The following is a 13,668-nucleotide window of genomic DNA, read 5'->3' on the forward strand; positions in this document are numbered from 1 at the left end:
GATGACCTATGTCTTTCTGCTCTGCGCCATCGTCGCTGAGGTGATCGCGACTTCCGCCCTCAAGGCCGCCAACGGCTTCACCAACCTTGTGCCATCTGTCATCGTGATCGTGGGCTATGCGGCGGCGTTCTATTTCCTATCGCTCACCCTGCGCACCCTGCCGGTCGGCATCGCCTATGCGATCTGGTCGGGATTGGGGATCGTCCTGATCTCGCTCGTTGGCTGGGTGATCTACAGGCAGGCGCTCGACCTGCCTGCAATTCTTGGCATGGGGCTGATCATTGCGGGGGTCATCGTCATCAACGCCTTTTCACGGGCGGGGCACTGATCCAACGCGCGCGGTCAAACCAGTTTCGAAAGACTGGCATACCGGTCTTCGAGCTTGTCCTGCATTTCCTTGACCTTGGCATCCATGCGGGCCTGAACTCCCTGGGCGGCAAGTTCTCCCACACCCTGTATCTGCATGGTTTGCGCGGCCTGGAATCCGGACACAAGGGCCGCTGAACTCGCCTGGAACTCTTCCATCATTTCGCGGCGCTTGAGGCGCGCGGTTTCCATGGCCTCCCACGCGGATGGCTTGGACACCCAGTTCATCTTCTTAAAGCCGGTCGAGACAGCGCTGCTCATGGTGCTATCCTGCGTGAATGTAGGTTAATAAACTGTTAGGCGGGTGCGAAGTCAGGTTTGACCTCTTCAAGCTCGATGAGCGTGCCATCGAAGGCCTTGGGGTGGAGGAAAACCACAGGCAGCCCATGCGCGCCTATTTTGGGCTTTCCGTCGCCAAGCACGCGTGCTCCGCCTTCCGTGAGCCGGCGGATTGCCGCCCCGATATCGGCGACTTCATAGCAGATATGATGCATGCCGCCGTCAGGATTGCGTTCGAGAAACGCCGCGATGGGCGAACCTTCTCCAAACGCTTCAAGCAGTTCGACCTTGGTGTTTCCCACATCGACGAACACCACCCGGACGCCGTGATCTGGCAATTCCTGTACACCCGACACGCTGGCGCCAAGCAGCTCACGATACCGGCGCGCCGCCGCCTCGAGGTCGGGCACCGCAATGGCGATATGATTGACCCGTCCGATCATCGGTTGCTCAACCTGCCCTCGATGGCATTGAGCACCGAATAGGCCGCATCGAGCACATTGGTGCCCGGTCCGAAAATGTCGAGGACTCCCGCCTTGCGCAGAAATTCATAGTCAGTACTGGGAATGACGCCGCCGACAACAACCGCCACATCCTTCAGCCCCCGCTCCCTGAGCGCTGCGATCAGTTCGGGCACCAGCGTCTTGTGCCCCGCCGCCAGCGACGAAACACCCACAGCGTCGACCCCGAGTTCTCCGGCATGCGCCGCCACCTCATGCGGGGTTTCGAACAGCGACCCCATATGCACGACAAAGCCCAGATCGGCGAAGGCGGTCGCGATCACCTTGGCGCCGCGATCATGGCCGTCCTGTCCCATCTTGGCGATGAAGAGCGCTGGCGCCCGGCCATAAGAGCGCTCGAATTCCTTGATGCGGGTCGCGACCTCCTCATATTGCGGGTCGCCGGCATAACTTTGGGAATAGACGCCCGACAGCACCCGCGTTGTCGCATCATAGCGGCCGAACACATCTTCCATGGCCTGGGAAATCTCCCCCAGCGTGGCGCGGGCCCGCGCCGCGGCCACGGCAGCGTCGAGCAGATTGCCCTCGTCCATCGCCGCATATTCGCGCAAGGCATTGAGCGCCGACTGGCAACGCGCCTCGTCGCGCGTGCGCCTTACGGTTTTAAGCCGGGCGATCTGCCCGGCCCGCACCTTGGCGTTGTCGATTTCGAGCGTTTCAATCGCATCTTCGGTGTCGAGCCGATAGCGGTTGACGCCGACGATCACCTCTTCGCCGCGATCGATCGCAGCCTGGCGAATGGCGGCTGCCTTTTCGATGGCCAGCTTGGGCTCGCCCGACTGTACGGCCTTTGTCATACCGCCCTGCGCCTCGACCTCGTCGATGAGCGCTTGCGCCTTTTCAACTAGCTGACGCGTCAGATCCTCGATGTAGTGGGAGCCGCCCAGCGGATCGACGACATCGGTGATCTTGGTTTCGTGCTGCAGGATGAGCTGGGTGTTGCGCGCGATGCGCGAGGAGGTTTCCGAGGGCAGCGCAATGGCCTCATCGAACGAATTGGTGTGCAGGCTCTGCGTACCCCCCAAGACGGCTGCCAGCGCCTCATAAGCGGTCCGCACAATATTGTTGTAGGGGTCCTGCTCGGTGAGCGAGACGCCGGAGGTCTGGCAATGGGTGCGCAGCATCTTCGAGCGCGGATCGGTCGCGCCCAGATCGGTCATGATTTTCGACCACAGCGTGCGCGCTGCCCTAAGCTTTGCAACCTCGACGAAAAAATTCATCCCGATGCCGAAAAAGAACGACAGCCGCCCCGCGAATTTGTCGATATCGAGCCCGCGCGCCTGCGCCGCCCGCACATAGTCAATGCCGTCGGCCAGCGTATAGGCAAGTTCCTGGATCGCCGTCGCCCCGGCCTCGTGCATGTGATAGCCCGAAATCGAGATCGAATTGAATTTGGGCATGTGCTCGGCCGTATAGGCGATGATGTCGCCCACGATCCGCATGGAGGGCTCGGGCGGATAGATATAGGTGTTGCGGACCATGAACTCTTTGAGAATGTCGTTCTGAATGGTCCCGGAGAGTTTTTCGGGGCTCACGCCCTGTTCTTCGGCCGCAACGATGAACATGGCCAGAACCGGGATCACCGCCCCGTTCATGGTCATCGATACGCTCATCTCATCGAGCGGAATGCCATCGAACAGCAGCCTCATGTCCTCGACGGAATCGATGGCCACGCCCGCCTTGCCCACATCCCCGACAACCCGAGGATGATCGGAATCATATCCGCGATGGGTCGCCAGATCGAAAGCGACCGATAGCCCCTTCTGCCCACGCTCCAACGCCCGGCGATAGAATCGGTTGCTCTCCTCGGCGGTCGAAAACCCCGCATACTGCCTTATGGTCCAGGGCCGGTTGGCATACATCGTCGCCCGCACGCCGCGCGTGAACGGCTCGACGCCGGGGATGGCGCCATCCTCGCCCAGATAGACCGGCTCGACCTCGAGCCCGCCATAATCGCGGCGAAGGCTGTCGAGCGGGATGTCGCGCAGTTCCGCGCTGGCGATATGAGACCAGACATCACGCGGGGATTTGCCCATCACACGGCCTCAAACTCCATTATGACCGCATCGACGGCCAGCACGTCCCCTGCCACCGCTTTGAGGCCGGCGACCCGGGCCTTGCGCTCGGCGCGCAGGACATTTTCCATCTTCATTGCTTCGACAATGGCCAAGGGCTGGCCTTCCTCGACGATATCGCCCTCGGCCACGTCCAGGCGCACGATCTGCCCCGGCATCGGACACAAGAGGAACTGGCTCATGTCAGGGGGCGTCTTTTTGAGCATATGGCGCATCAGATCGGCCACATGCGGCATCACCACCTTGGCGACAATATCGGCCCCGCGATAGCGCATGCGGAAGCCCGAGGTCACCCGGTCCATCTTCACATGCAACGTGCGGCCATCGATTTCCGTCGCCGTCAGGCTCGCACCCGGCTGCCAGCCGTCCTCGATAAGCAGGGGCTGGCCATCATCGGTCATCAGCACGAAGGACTCGTCGGATTTGGGAATGGAAAAATCCCAGCGCCGATCCCCGATCAGCACGCTCCGTTCTGCGATCACATGTCCGCTGCTGAGCGGCGCGGGTTCGATAAATCCGCGCGTTTCGAGCTGAAAACTGGCCCGGCAGGCGAGCGCGGCCAGCGTCAGCAATGTATCATCGTCAAGCGCGACGCCCGAAAATCCTTCGGGAAATTCATCAGCGATATAGTTGGTCGAGAGCAGCCCCTCGCGGAAACGCTTCTGCTGGGTCACCGCCGAGAGGAACGGAATATTGTTGCCGATCCCTTCGATTTCGAACTGATCCAGCGCCACGGCCAATCCGTCGATCGCCTCGATACGCGTGGGAGCCCAGGTCACAAGCTTTGCCACCATCGGGTCGTAGTAAGGGCTGATTTCGCCGCCCTCGTCGACGCCGGTATCGTTGCGAACGACGAGGTGCGCCGAGGCCTCCTCGGCGGGCGGGCGATAGCGCCTGAGCCGCCCCGTGGAGGGCAAAAAATTGCGATAAGGATCTTCGGCATAAATCCGCGCTTCGACCGCCCATCCTTCCAGCTTGACGTCCTCCTGGCTCCACCGTAGCGCTTCACCGTCGGCAATGCGGATCATTTCTTCGACCAGATCGAGCCCGGTCACCAGTTCGGTCACCGGATGTTCGACCTGCAGCCGCGTGTTCATTTCAAGGAAATAGAAATTGCGGTCCCTGTCGACGATGAATTCGACAGTCCCGGCGCTGACATAATTGACCGCCTTTGCAAGCGCCACCGCCTGCGCGCCCATCTTCTCGCGCGTTTGGGCATCGAGAAACGGCGATGGCGCCTCCTCGATCACTTTCTGGTTGCGGCGCTGGATGGAACATTCGCGCTCGCCCAGATGGATGCAATTGCCCTGCCCGTCGGCCAGCACCTGAATTTCAATGTGGCGCGGCTCTTCGATATATTTCTCGATAAAGATCCGATCATCGCCGAACGAGGCTGCGGCTTCCGATTTCGAGCGCTCGAAGGCTTCCTTGACATCCGTGTCCGAACGCGCGATCCGCATGCCCTTGCCACCACCGCCGGCCGACGCCTTGATCATCACCGGATAGCCGATGGACTTGGCGATTTTGGCCGCTTCGGCGGCATCCGCGATCAGCCCCATATGGCCCGGAACCGTCGAAACCCCCGCTTCGGCGGCGATTTTCTTGGAGGTGATCTTGTCCCCCATCGCCTCGATGGATTTGACCGGCGGTCCGATAAAATAGATCCCCTCCTGCCGCAGGCGTTCGGCAAAGGCCGGGTTTTCCGACAGGAACCCATACCCCGGATGCACCGCCGCAGCGCCGGTCTGCTTGCAGGCCGCAACAATCTTTTCGATATCGAGGTAGCTTTGCGATGCGGTGGCCGGACCGATATGGACGGCCTCATCGGCCATCCGCACATGCAACGCATCCTTGTCGGCGTCTGAATAAACGGCGACCGTCGCAATGCCCATCTTTTTCGCCGTATCGATCACCCGGCAGGCGATCTCACCGCGATTGGCTATGAGGATTTTGCTAAACATCTAGACAGACCTCACAGCGGAATATTCCCATGCTTTTTGATCGGCACATGCGCCTGCTTGTGTTTAAGGCTCTCGAACGCCCGTGCCACGCGGCGGCGCGTGTTGTGGGGCATGATGACGTCGTCGATGAAGCCGCGCTCGGCGGCAACGAACGGGTTGGCGAACCGGTCTTCGTACTCTTTTGTCCGTGCCGCGATCTTTTCGGCATCGTCCAGTTCCGAGCGATAAAGGATTTCAGTTGCTCCCCTGGCGCCCATCACGGCGATTTCCGCGCTCGGCCAGGCATAGTTCACATCGGCGCGGATGTGCTTTGAGCTCATCACGTCATAAGCCCCGCCATAGGCCTTGCGCGTAATGACGGTGACCTTGGGCACAGTCGCCTCGGCATAGGCGAACAGCAGCTTGGCGCCATGCTTGATAATGCCGCCATATTCCTGCGCCACGCCGGGAAGAAAGCCGGGCACGTCAACGAAGGTCAGGATGGGGATATCGAAACTGTCGCAGAAGCGGATGAACCGCGCGGCCTTTTTCGATGCGTTGATATCGAGGCACCCCGCAAGCACCATGGGCTGGTTGGCGACAACACCCACGCTCTGTCCGTTGAGCCGGATGAACCCGATAAGGATGTTGCCGGCATGGTCCTTTTGCAGTTCGAGAAAATCGCGCTCATCAGCGATTTTCTCGATCACCTCGCGCATGTCATAGGGCGTGTTCGCATTGGCGGGGATCAGGGTATCGAGACTGTCCTCGCGCCGGTCGATCTGGTCATTTGTGGCCACCTTTGGCGCCTTTTCGCGCGCCGAGAGCGGCAGAAAATCGAACAGGCGCCGCACTTCGAGCAGCGTTTCGATATCGTTTTCGAACGCCGCATCGGCCACTGAGGAAATTCTGGTGTGCGTCGAAGCTCCGCCCAGTTCCTCATGGGTCACGCTCTCATTGGTGACCGTCTTGACGACGTCCGGCCCGGTCACGAACATGTAGCTCGTGTCTTTGACCATGTAGATGAAATCGGTCATGGCTGGCGAATAGACGGCCCCACCCGCGCATGGCCCCATGATCACCGAAATCTGCGGTACCGCGCCCGATGCCTGCACGTTACGCCAGAAGACTTCCGCGTAACCGCCCAGCGAGGCGACGCCCTCTTGAATGCGTGCCCCGCCGCTGTCGTTGAGCCCGATCACCGGCGCACCGTTCTGGACGGCAAGGTCCATGATCTTGCAGATTTTCTGCGCATGGGTTTCCGACAGCGAGCCGCCGAAAACCGTAAAATCCTGGGAAAACACGTAGGTGAGCCGTCCGTTGATCGTTCCCCATCCGGTCACCACGCCATCGCCCGGGATGATCTGCTCGTCCATCCCGAAATCGCGGGTGCGGTGGGTGACGAACATGTCGTATTCTTCAAAACTACCCGGATCGAGCAGAACGTCGATCCTTTCGCGGGCCGTCAGCTTGCCCTTGGCATGTTGCGCTTCGATGCGCTTTGCGCCCCCGCCCATCCGCGCGTGTTGGCGCTTTTCTTCGAGCGCATCGATAACATCCTGCATGAAGTCCTCCGGCAAATACTCCATTACCCTATAGCGATCCGGCGGAATTTCGAGAGATTTTCGCCCGACTGATAGGCAATTTAGCCCTTGGGCGACACGATGACCCGCCCTTTGATCTTGCCGGCCAGAATGTCTCTGGAAACATCGACAAGGTCCTCAAGGCCAACTTCGCGCACCATCCGTTCATAAACGCTGAACCCGAACAGCGTGGAAAGTCGATCCCACGCCGCCATGCGTGCCTCGAAAGGCTGCATGACGCTATCGATCCCGGCCAGCGTTATCCCGCGCAGAATGAAGGGAATGACACTCGCATCCCACCCATCGCCGGCCGCCAGCCCCACCGCCGCGACGCAGCCGCCCGTGTGGATTTGCTTGAGCATCTCGCCCAGCGGCGCACCACCTACGCTGTCGACTGCCCCGATCCAGCGCGTCCCCAGAAGCTTTTTGGAACTCGGTTCCAGGACCTCGCGGCCCACGACTTCAGTCGCCCCGAGCGCCCGGAGATCGTCCGCGAGGTCTGCCCGCCCGGTCATGGCATGAACCTTGTACCCAAGTCGCGCCAGCAACAGCACCGCCATGGAGCCAACTCCCCCGCCAGCGCCAGTGACCAGGATGTCGCCGTCTCCGGGCTTGATGCCCTCCGATTTGAGCCGGTTGACCGCCAGCATCGCCGTCAGCCCCGCCGTGCCCAGCACCATGGCGCTTCGCGTCGAAATCTCCCTGGGCAGCGGCACCAGCCAGTCGGCATTCACCCGGGCCCGCGTGGAAAACCCGCCCCAGTGCCATTCCCCGACCCGCCAGCCGGTCAACACCACAGCCTGTCCGGGATGATAGCGCCCGTCGGTGCTTTCGATCACCCGCCCGGCGAAATCGACACCCCCCACATGGGGATAGTCGCGCACCAGCCCGCCGATGCCCGAAAGGACCATGCCGTCCTTGTAGTTGAACCCCGCCCAGTCGATGCCGACCAGCACATTGCCCTCGGGCAATCGAGCCTCATCGAGTTCGGTGATCCTCGACGCAACACTGCCGCTCGCGCCCTTGTCGGTAAACAGCGCTCTGAAACTCATGACACCACCTCCCGCCGTCATCTCACAGTGATTTGCCGGGCGCGTCCAGTCGCAATTGCCTCGCGCAATCAGAAAGGATGGGCCAGCCGGTCGAGTGGCACCCCTGCGCTGATGATGCCGCCCGAAATGGCTCGCAGCAGGCCCGGGTCGAGCACATACTGACGCAATGCCGGCATGATGCCGAGCCGCCTGAAGCGCTGGCTCGCCAGCAGTCGGGGGAGATAGGCATTTATGATGTCGGCATCCCGCAACTGCCCGCCTGCCGCAACCATCACGGCAACCCCGAAATCGGGAGCAGCCGAGACCATGCGTTCGCCCAACGCCGCCGCCTGGGCATAATCGCCCTCGCGCATTGCCCACAAAGTCGGGACGATGGAATAGAAATCGGGCGGATTGACCTCAACCGAAAGCGCGCGCTGCGACAGGGCCCGTGCCGCCTCCCAATTGCCGTTCAGACTTTCCACATATCCATAATCTGCAAGCACATCGACCATCGCCGGATTGAGCTGCACCGCAGTGTTATAAAAGTCGCGCGAATGGCCGACCTCCCCGGCAAGGAATGCAACATAGGCCCTCTGCGCCCAGTTGAACCCGCTCGTTGGCTCCCGGCTGAGGGCCTGTTCAGCCAAATCGCGGCCCCGTTCGACAAGAGCCTCCCCCTCTGCAGTATCCGGGCCAACACGCCACCCCTCGTCTGCCGTCAGAACGGCCTGGATCGCCGCGCCTTCCGGCCAGTCCCGGACCGGCGATTGACGCGCACAGCGCTCGAGCGCACCAGCGTCGAACGTCGCGCGTTGCTCGCGGAACATCGAATAGGCGACAAGGCAGGGATAGGGCTCAAGAACAAGGCCTTCGTCCGCATGGGTCTCGATCCAGTTCCGCGCTGCTTTATGGAGCGGCCCTCTCGGGCTCCCGAGCCGCAGCGAGAACTCTTCCGAGACGTCCTGCAAATTCAGGCCAGGAGTGCCGTCATCTAGCGGCACCTCCACTTCGAACGTGGCGATCACCGCACGCGTGGGAGTATCTTGCAAGAGGATGGAATAAAGAAGTCCACGCGGCGATCGCCGTGCCACACCCGAAAGCACATAAACCCCGCCATTGGCCCGTTCGACCAGGTCGGGATCGGCCTGTGGTCCGCCATAGCGGGCCGATAGATCGGAAAACTGATTGATGTCGGTAACGAGTTCGAGCGCCAGTCCGGCGACGAGTGGCGTGCCGCGCTGATCGTCGGTAAGATTTTCGAAATCCTCGACGATGACCAGAGGCAACTTGGGTTGAACCAGCGCTGGCGTAGATGAGGTGCGCTGCCCCAGCTCCGGCCAGAAATAGAGCGAAGCGAGGAGCAGCAGCGCTGCTGCTGCACCGGCCACCCAGATCGACCTTGATGGCGCCTGTGGCGGCCGCGCTCCACCGGCCTCCTCGGTGACGTTGGACACCTTTTCGCCGTCGCCGTCGGCAACCACGCCAGGGCTCTCGCGCGCAATGAATTCTGGAACATAGCGCCCCACCGGCAAGACGATCCGCACAGGCGCCTGGCCCAGACCGAGCCTGTCGAACTCCTCGAGCAGGCCTCGCAATCGGCGCGCTTGAACCCTTACGATCGGATCTGATTGCGGATCGAAGTCTTCGCTTCTTTCGAAAACATCGACCGCTATGGAATAGGCCTTTACAGACCCGGAATTTCCCGACAGGGCAGCGTTCACGATGTAAGTCAGGAAGGCCGACAGCCTTGGCGAGCGCGCCATGGCCGACCAGGCCAGAAGCTCATCGAGCGCTTGGCGAACCGCAATCTGTTCGTCCTCGGCATACACCCGCCCCTCCGGCATGCGCTCCTCCTTTGGAACACACTAGACCTCTCCATTTTACATGTAAATCGGCCGCCCCTTTACCGTCCGTTACGGGAAATAACCTTTCGCTGGCGCGCAAACTGCCTCATACGCCCCGTCATCGCAGTGGCCCTGCCGACTTTGCATGGCGCGGGGCCTGCGATTGCAGCGACCTCCCCGTGGAGGGCAGCGCGATTTCCGTATTTGCCGCATGTGTCTTGGAGCCGGCCGGTTGTCTGGGGGCTCGATTTTATTTTTCCGGTTTGGGGCCAATGACGAGCAACGCCGCGTTCGAGCCGCTATTTGTGCTCGTCGATGACCATATTCATTCCGCGCGCCTGATGCGCCGGGCCATGCACGCGAACGCCTCTCCGGCCCGGCTCGTCTGGATCGGCAATGCCAAACGGGGTGAACGCACGCTTGTCCGCCTTCTCGGTGCGACAGGGGCACAACGGCCCGACATGGTGATTGTGGACCTCAAATCGCACAGCGGTGCGACGGCTGCGTTCATTTCCCGGATCGGGAACCTCGCCGCGGGCGCGAACGTTCCGCTGGCAGCCATTGCAGATACCGGAGCAACCGAGAACCGTCGTGCGCTCCTCCAAAGCGGCGCCGACGCCGTTTTCGTCCGCCATCACGAACTGGGCGCCTATCGCGCGGAGATGGCGAACATAATCGATTTCTGGGTGCGGGAGACCGTCACCTGGCCCATTCGGGCGTAGCCACCGCGTCCCCGGCTGCGTTCGATAGGGAGGAATGTACTCCTTAATGCGTCCCCCAAGGAACGTGTTTGCATTCATTCCTCCCGCCTTTTCCGGCTTCAGGGCCGATTGCGTTCGTCGCGGCCTGTCCCTCCCGGGCCGCGATAGAGAAGACCGGCGGACTTTGCGTCCTCGTTTCGCCGGTCTTTAGGGGGAGAGGGGCATGCGTAATCTTGCCGGCCGGCACCTGCCGCACCTCTCCCCAAACCTTTTCCACCGGCATCGCACTCGTTCTGACAAGTCGCTCGGCGGGATAGAACACTGTTTTTAAATATTTTTTCCGAACGCTGCCGATCCCGTTCCACACCGATCCTCCCTTTCCATTAACAAAAGCTTGCCAGACGGCTCCCGCTCAAGCATTCTCCCCCATTGTATGCGGCGTTAACTTTCCGGAAAGTTCTGCGGATTGGTCCGTCGTCTTTTCCGGACATGTGCGGGGAGGCCACCATGATGACCACACCACGCCTCGTCAGCCTGACCGCCCTCGCGGCCAGCCTGTTCATCGTCATCCTGACGATCACTCAAGCCAATGGATTGACGGCAACGCCTGCCACCGAAGTTGCCAGTATCGCCTGCATCGAAGCAGCAATCTCGCCCGATTGCCCGGCACCGGGACCAATCGTGCAGGCCGTCGTCCATCGCTGACAAGATTACGCCCTGGCCGGGATATTCCTGGCCAGGCGCCCGACCCGGTTCATTTTCGATTCTATTGCGTCCGGCGACTAGCCGGTATGCGCCGGGGACGGTTGCGCCGACGCGCCATCTCGGCGAATCTTGCGTTTATGGGATTGCTGGCAACTCGGCAGACATGGCCCTGCCCGGCAACCCGGAACCCTTTGTCCATATGGACATTGAACTAATGGAGCGAACCTCAACAACCTAGCCCCGGAGATTATGCAAAACGCGGTTTCCGCTATCCTGTCCGCCAGTTCGGGCCCGGTAGCGATCTTTACCGATTTCGATGGCACGCTCGTCGAGATCGCCTCACATCCGGATGCAGTTCTCGTTCCCGACGACCTGCCCGCCCGGCTCCGTTCCCTTTACGCCGCCCTCGACGGTGCTCTTGCCATCGTGACGGGCCGCACGATCGATACGATCGACGGCTTTTTGCCCGCTCAAGCCTTTTCGGTTGCCGGCAGCCATGGCGCCGAACATCGTCACAACGGACAACGGCAAAAGCCTGACGCCCATCTTGTCAACGATGCCGAGACCATAACGGGCCGCGTTTCCGATACACTGCTTGGGCAAGAGGGCATCCTTGTCGAGCCCAAGCCCACAGGCGTTGCAGTCCATTACCGCGCAGCCCCGGCCAAGGGCGCTATGGTTCGCGCCGCCCTCTCCCGCGCGCTCGACGGATTTCCCGATTTCCACGCTATCGACGGCAAAAAGGTTGTAGAGGCACGCCCGACATCGGCCAACAAGGGCGCGGCTCTTTCCCAATTGATGCAGGTTAAGCCGTTTGCCAGTCGCATGCCGGTTTTCATCGGCGACGATGTGACCGACGAAGACGGGTTTGCCGCTGCCGAACGCCTCGGCGGATTCGGCATCAGGATCGGCCAGGATGCACAGACACACGCCCAGTTCTCCCTGCCCGACATTGCTTCGCTTTACAGCTATTTCGATGCCCTGATCGAGAGGGAACCAAACAGCACCGCATCCGATTTTGCGGGTCAAGGAATCCAGGAAAGCAGGATCAGATGAGCCGTCTTATCGTCGTTTCAAACCGAATCCCCGGAAAGACGCCCGCTGCGGGTGGGCTTGCCGTCGCCTTGAAGAAAACGCTCTCCGCAAGAGACGGATTCTGGTTCGGATGGTCCGGAGCGTTCGCCGAAACGCCCAGCCGCGAGGCAAAATTCGAGACCATCGACGGGCTGCAGATCGGCTCGATCGACCTGACAAAATCCGATCACCAGAGCTATTACGCGGGCTTTTCCAATTCGATCCTCTGGCCGGCCTTCCATTTGCGGCTCGACCTGACCGATATCCATTCCCACTGGTACGAAGGCTATCGCCGCGTCAATGTGCAGTTCGCCGAGGCCATCGCCAGGCACATCAAGCCTGACGACATCATCTGGGTGCATGACTATCATTTGATCCCGCTGGCCACTGAACTGCGCCGGCGCAATATTCGCAACAAGATCGGGTTTTATCTCCACATCCCTTTCCCGACACCCGATGCACTCAATGCTATTCCCCACCATGAGGAACTCCTGACCGACCTCCTGGCCTATGATCTCGTCGGATTTCAGGCCCAGCGCGACGTTGCGGCCTTCAACGAATTCATTGCCCATGAGGAGATGTACCGCCAGGCCGGAGGCACGCCGTTCGAGATCGATCTCGGCAACACGGTCCTCGAAGCGTTCCCGATCGGATCGGACCCCGAAGCCTTCTCGAAACTGGCCACCAGCCCCAACGCCCAAAAGATGTACAAGCGCGTCGAGCGTTCCATGAACGGCCGCGCCATGATCCTGGGCGTCGACAGGCTCGACTATTCAAAGGGCCTGCCCCAGCGGGTCCAGGCATACGAGAAGCTGCTGGAAAACAACGCCAATCTCCGGCGCGCCGTCCACATGATCCAGATCGCCCCGCCATCGCGCGATACGATCAAGGAATATCAGGTGATTTCCGACGAGCTCGACACTGCAGTGGGCCGCTTGACCGGCCGGTTCGCCGAGCCCGATTGGCTACCAATAACCTATGTCAAACGTGCCTATTCCCAAGCCTCGCTGGCTGGCCTCTACCGCCTTGCCCGTGTCGGTCTGGTCACGCCTTTGCGTGACGGCATGAACCTGGTCGCGCACGAATATGTCGGCTCCCAGAACCCGGAAAACCCCGGCGTCCTCGTTCTCTCGCGCTTTGCCGGCGCGGCGGAAATCTTCCACGATGCCCTCATCATCAATCCCTTCGACACCGACGAAACCGCAGAGGCCATGCGCCAAGCGATTGCCATGCCGCTCGAGGAGCGTAAACAGCGCTGGGAAAGCCTGATGACCGTGGCGAAAACCCACAATGTCGACAACTGGGCCAACAGCTATCTGGCCGCGCTGACCGGCGAGGAGCCGCCCGCCACCGATGACGACGAGCCTGATGGCGATCCCCACCAGGACGCTCGCCTGCTTCCTCGCGCGGGTGCACTGGGCCGGCCCGCCACCATGTCGCTTCAGCAGCGTGCACCGCGTCAGTCTTTCCTGCCATGGCTGCGCTCGGTCCTTTCGGGGACATAGAAAAAAGGGCGGCCCGCAAGCCGCCCTCTCTCTTTGCACGA

Annotated in this window: 12 protein-coding genes; 5 read left to right on the forward strand and 7 right to left on the reverse strand. The window is 61.1% G+C overall.

Annotation, left to right across the window (positions count from 1 at the left end; translation table 11 throughout):
• Nucleotide 1: 1 nt before the first annotated feature.
• Nucleotides 2-328, forward strand: coding sequence for a DMT family transporter (locus tag KKY_RS10725; protein ID WP_014131367.1), 327 nt, complete (start codon nucleotides 2-4; stop codon nucleotides 326-328).
• 14 nt (nucleotides 329-342) lie between these two features.
• Here KKY_RS10725 and KKY_RS10730 read toward each other — a convergent pair whose 3' ends face one another.
• From KKY_RS10730 to KKY_RS10760, 7 genes are all read right to left on the reverse strand, one after another.
• Entirely contained in the window at nucleotides 343-627 is a 285-nt protein-coding gene (locus KKY_RS10730; protein WP_014131368.1) for a hypothetical protein, read from the reverse strand.
• A gap of 35 nt (nucleotides 628-662) precedes the next feature.
• Nucleotides 663-1,088 carry a methylmalonyl-CoA epimerase gene (gene mce / locus KKY_RS10735; protein WP_014131369.1) on the reverse strand — a complete coding sequence of 142 codons (426 nt, stop codon included), beginning with the start codon at nucleotides 1,086-1,088 and terminating at the stop codon, nucleotides 663-665.
• Nucleotides 1,085-3,202 carry a methylmalonyl-CoA mutase gene (gene scpA / locus KKY_RS10740; protein WP_041528710.1) on the reverse strand — a complete coding sequence of 706 codons (2,118 nt, stop codon included), beginning with the start codon at nucleotides 3,200-3,202 and terminating at the stop codon, nucleotides 1,085-1,087. The genes mce and scpA overlap by 4 nt, the downstream gene beginning before the upstream one ends.
• Nucleotides 3,202-5,202, reverse strand: a complete 2,001-nt coding sequence (locus KKY_RS10745; protein WP_014131371.1) for an acetyl-CoA carboxylase biotin carboxylase subunit — start codon at nucleotides 5,200-5,202, stop codon at nucleotides 3,202-3,204. The genes scpA and KKY_RS10745 overlap by 1 nt, the downstream gene beginning before the upstream one ends.
• A gap of 11 nt (nucleotides 5,203-5,213) precedes the next feature.
• Nucleotides 5,214-6,746: an acyl-CoA carboxylase subunit beta gene (locus KKY_RS10750; protein ID WP_014131372.1), complete on the reverse strand. Its 1,533-nt coding sequence runs from the start codon at nucleotides 6,744-6,746 to the stop codon at nucleotides 5,214-5,216.
• An 80-nt stretch (nucleotides 6,747-6,826) separates the two neighbouring features.
• The gene (locus KKY_RS10755) at nucleotides 6,827-7,816 is read right to left on the reverse strand and encodes an MDR family oxidoreductase (protein WP_014131373.1); all 990 of its coding nucleotides are present in this window, start codon (nucleotides 7,814-7,816) and stop codon (nucleotides 6,827-6,829) included.
• A gap of 68 nt (nucleotides 7,817-7,884) precedes the next feature.
• Nucleotides 7,885-9,642 carry an adenylate cyclase gene (locus KKY_RS10760; RefSeq protein ID WP_014131374.1) on the reverse strand — a complete coding sequence of 586 codons (1,758 nt, stop codon included), beginning with the start codon at nucleotides 9,640-9,642 and terminating at the stop codon, nucleotides 7,885-7,887.
• 272 nt (nucleotides 9,643-9,914) lie between these two features.
• Here KKY_RS10760 and KKY_RS10765 point away from each other — a divergent pair, with 272 nt between their 5' ends.
• From KKY_RS10765 to KKY_RS10780, 4 genes are all read left to right on the forward strand, one after another.
• Entirely contained in the window at nucleotides 9,915-10,364 is a 450-nt protein-coding gene (locus tag KKY_RS10765; protein WP_014131375.1) for a response regulator, read from the forward strand.
• 486 nt (nucleotides 10,365-10,850) lie between these two features.
• Nucleotides 10,851-11,048, forward strand: coding sequence for a hypothetical protein (locus KKY_RS10770; RefSeq protein ID WP_014131376.1), 198 nt, complete (start codon nucleotides 10,851-10,853; stop codon nucleotides 11,046-11,048).
• Nucleotides 11,049-11,297: 249 nt separating this feature from the next.
• Nucleotides 11,298-12,104 (forward strand): trehalose-phosphatase, encoded by an 807-nt coding sequence (otsB, locus tag KKY_RS10775; protein WP_014131377.1) that lies wholly within the window; start codon nucleotides 11,298-11,300, stop codon nucleotides 12,102-12,104.
• Nucleotides 12,101-13,627 (forward strand): alpha,alpha-trehalose-phosphate synthase (UDP-forming), encoded by a 1,527-nt coding sequence (locus KKY_RS10780; RefSeq protein ID WP_014131378.1) that lies wholly within the window; start codon nucleotides 12,101-12,103, stop codon nucleotides 13,625-13,627. The genes otsB and KKY_RS10780 overlap by 4 nt, the downstream gene beginning before the upstream one ends.
• The last annotated feature ends 41 nt before the right edge of the window (nucleotides 13,628-13,668 follow it).

It is taken from the genome of Pelagibacterium halotolerans B2 (assembly GCF_000230555.1).
In the GTDB taxonomy this organism is placed as follows: domain Bacteria; phylum Pseudomonadota; class Alphaproteobacteria; order Rhizobiales; family Devosiaceae; genus Pelagibacterium; species Pelagibacterium halotolerans.

Coding starts and splice junctions, on each gene's coding strand:
- KKY_RS10725 (WP_014131367.1), top strand. CDS start 2: ATGACCTATGTCTTTCTGCTCTGCGCCATCGTCGCTGAGGTGATCGCG.
- KKY_RS10730 (WP_014131368.1), bottom strand. CDS start 627: ATGAGCAGCGCTGTCTCGACCGGCTTTAAGAAGATGAACTGGGTGTCC.
- mce (WP_014131369.1), bottom strand. CDS start 1,088: ATGATCGGACGGGTCAATCATATCGCCATTGCGGTGCCCGACCTCGAG.
- scpA (WP_041528710.1), bottom strand. CDS start 3,202: ATGGGCAAATCCCCGCGTGATGTCTGGTCTCATATCGCCAGCGCGGAA.
- KKY_RS10745 (WP_014131371.1), bottom strand. CDS start 5,202: ATGTTTAGCAAAATCCTCATAGCCAATCGCGGTGAGATCGCCTGCCGG.
- KKY_RS10750 (WP_014131372.1), bottom strand. CDS start 6,746: ATGCAGGATGTTATCGATGCGCTCGAAGAAAAGCGCCAACACGCGCGG.
- KKY_RS10755 (WP_014131373.1), bottom strand. CDS start 7,816: ATGAGTTTCAGAGCGCTGTTTACCGACAAGGGCGCGAGCGGCAGTGTT.
- KKY_RS10760 (WP_014131374.1), bottom strand. CDS start 9,642: ATGCCGGAGGGGCGGGTGTATGCCGAGGACGAACAGATTGCGGTTCGC.
- KKY_RS10765 (WP_014131375.1), top strand. CDS start 9,915: ATGACGAGCAACGCCGCGTTCGAGCCGCTATTTGTGCTCGTCGATGAC.
- KKY_RS10770 (WP_014131376.1), top strand. CDS start 10,851: ATGATGACCACACCACGCCTCGTCAGCCTGACCGCCCTCGCGGCCAGC.
- otsB (WP_014131377.1), top strand. CDS start 11,298: ATGCAAAACGCGGTTTCCGCTATCCTGTCCGCCAGTTCGGGCCCGGTA.
- KKY_RS10780 (WP_014131378.1), top strand. CDS start 12,101: ATGAGCCGTCTTATCGTCGTTTCAAACCGAATCCCCGGAAAGACGCCC.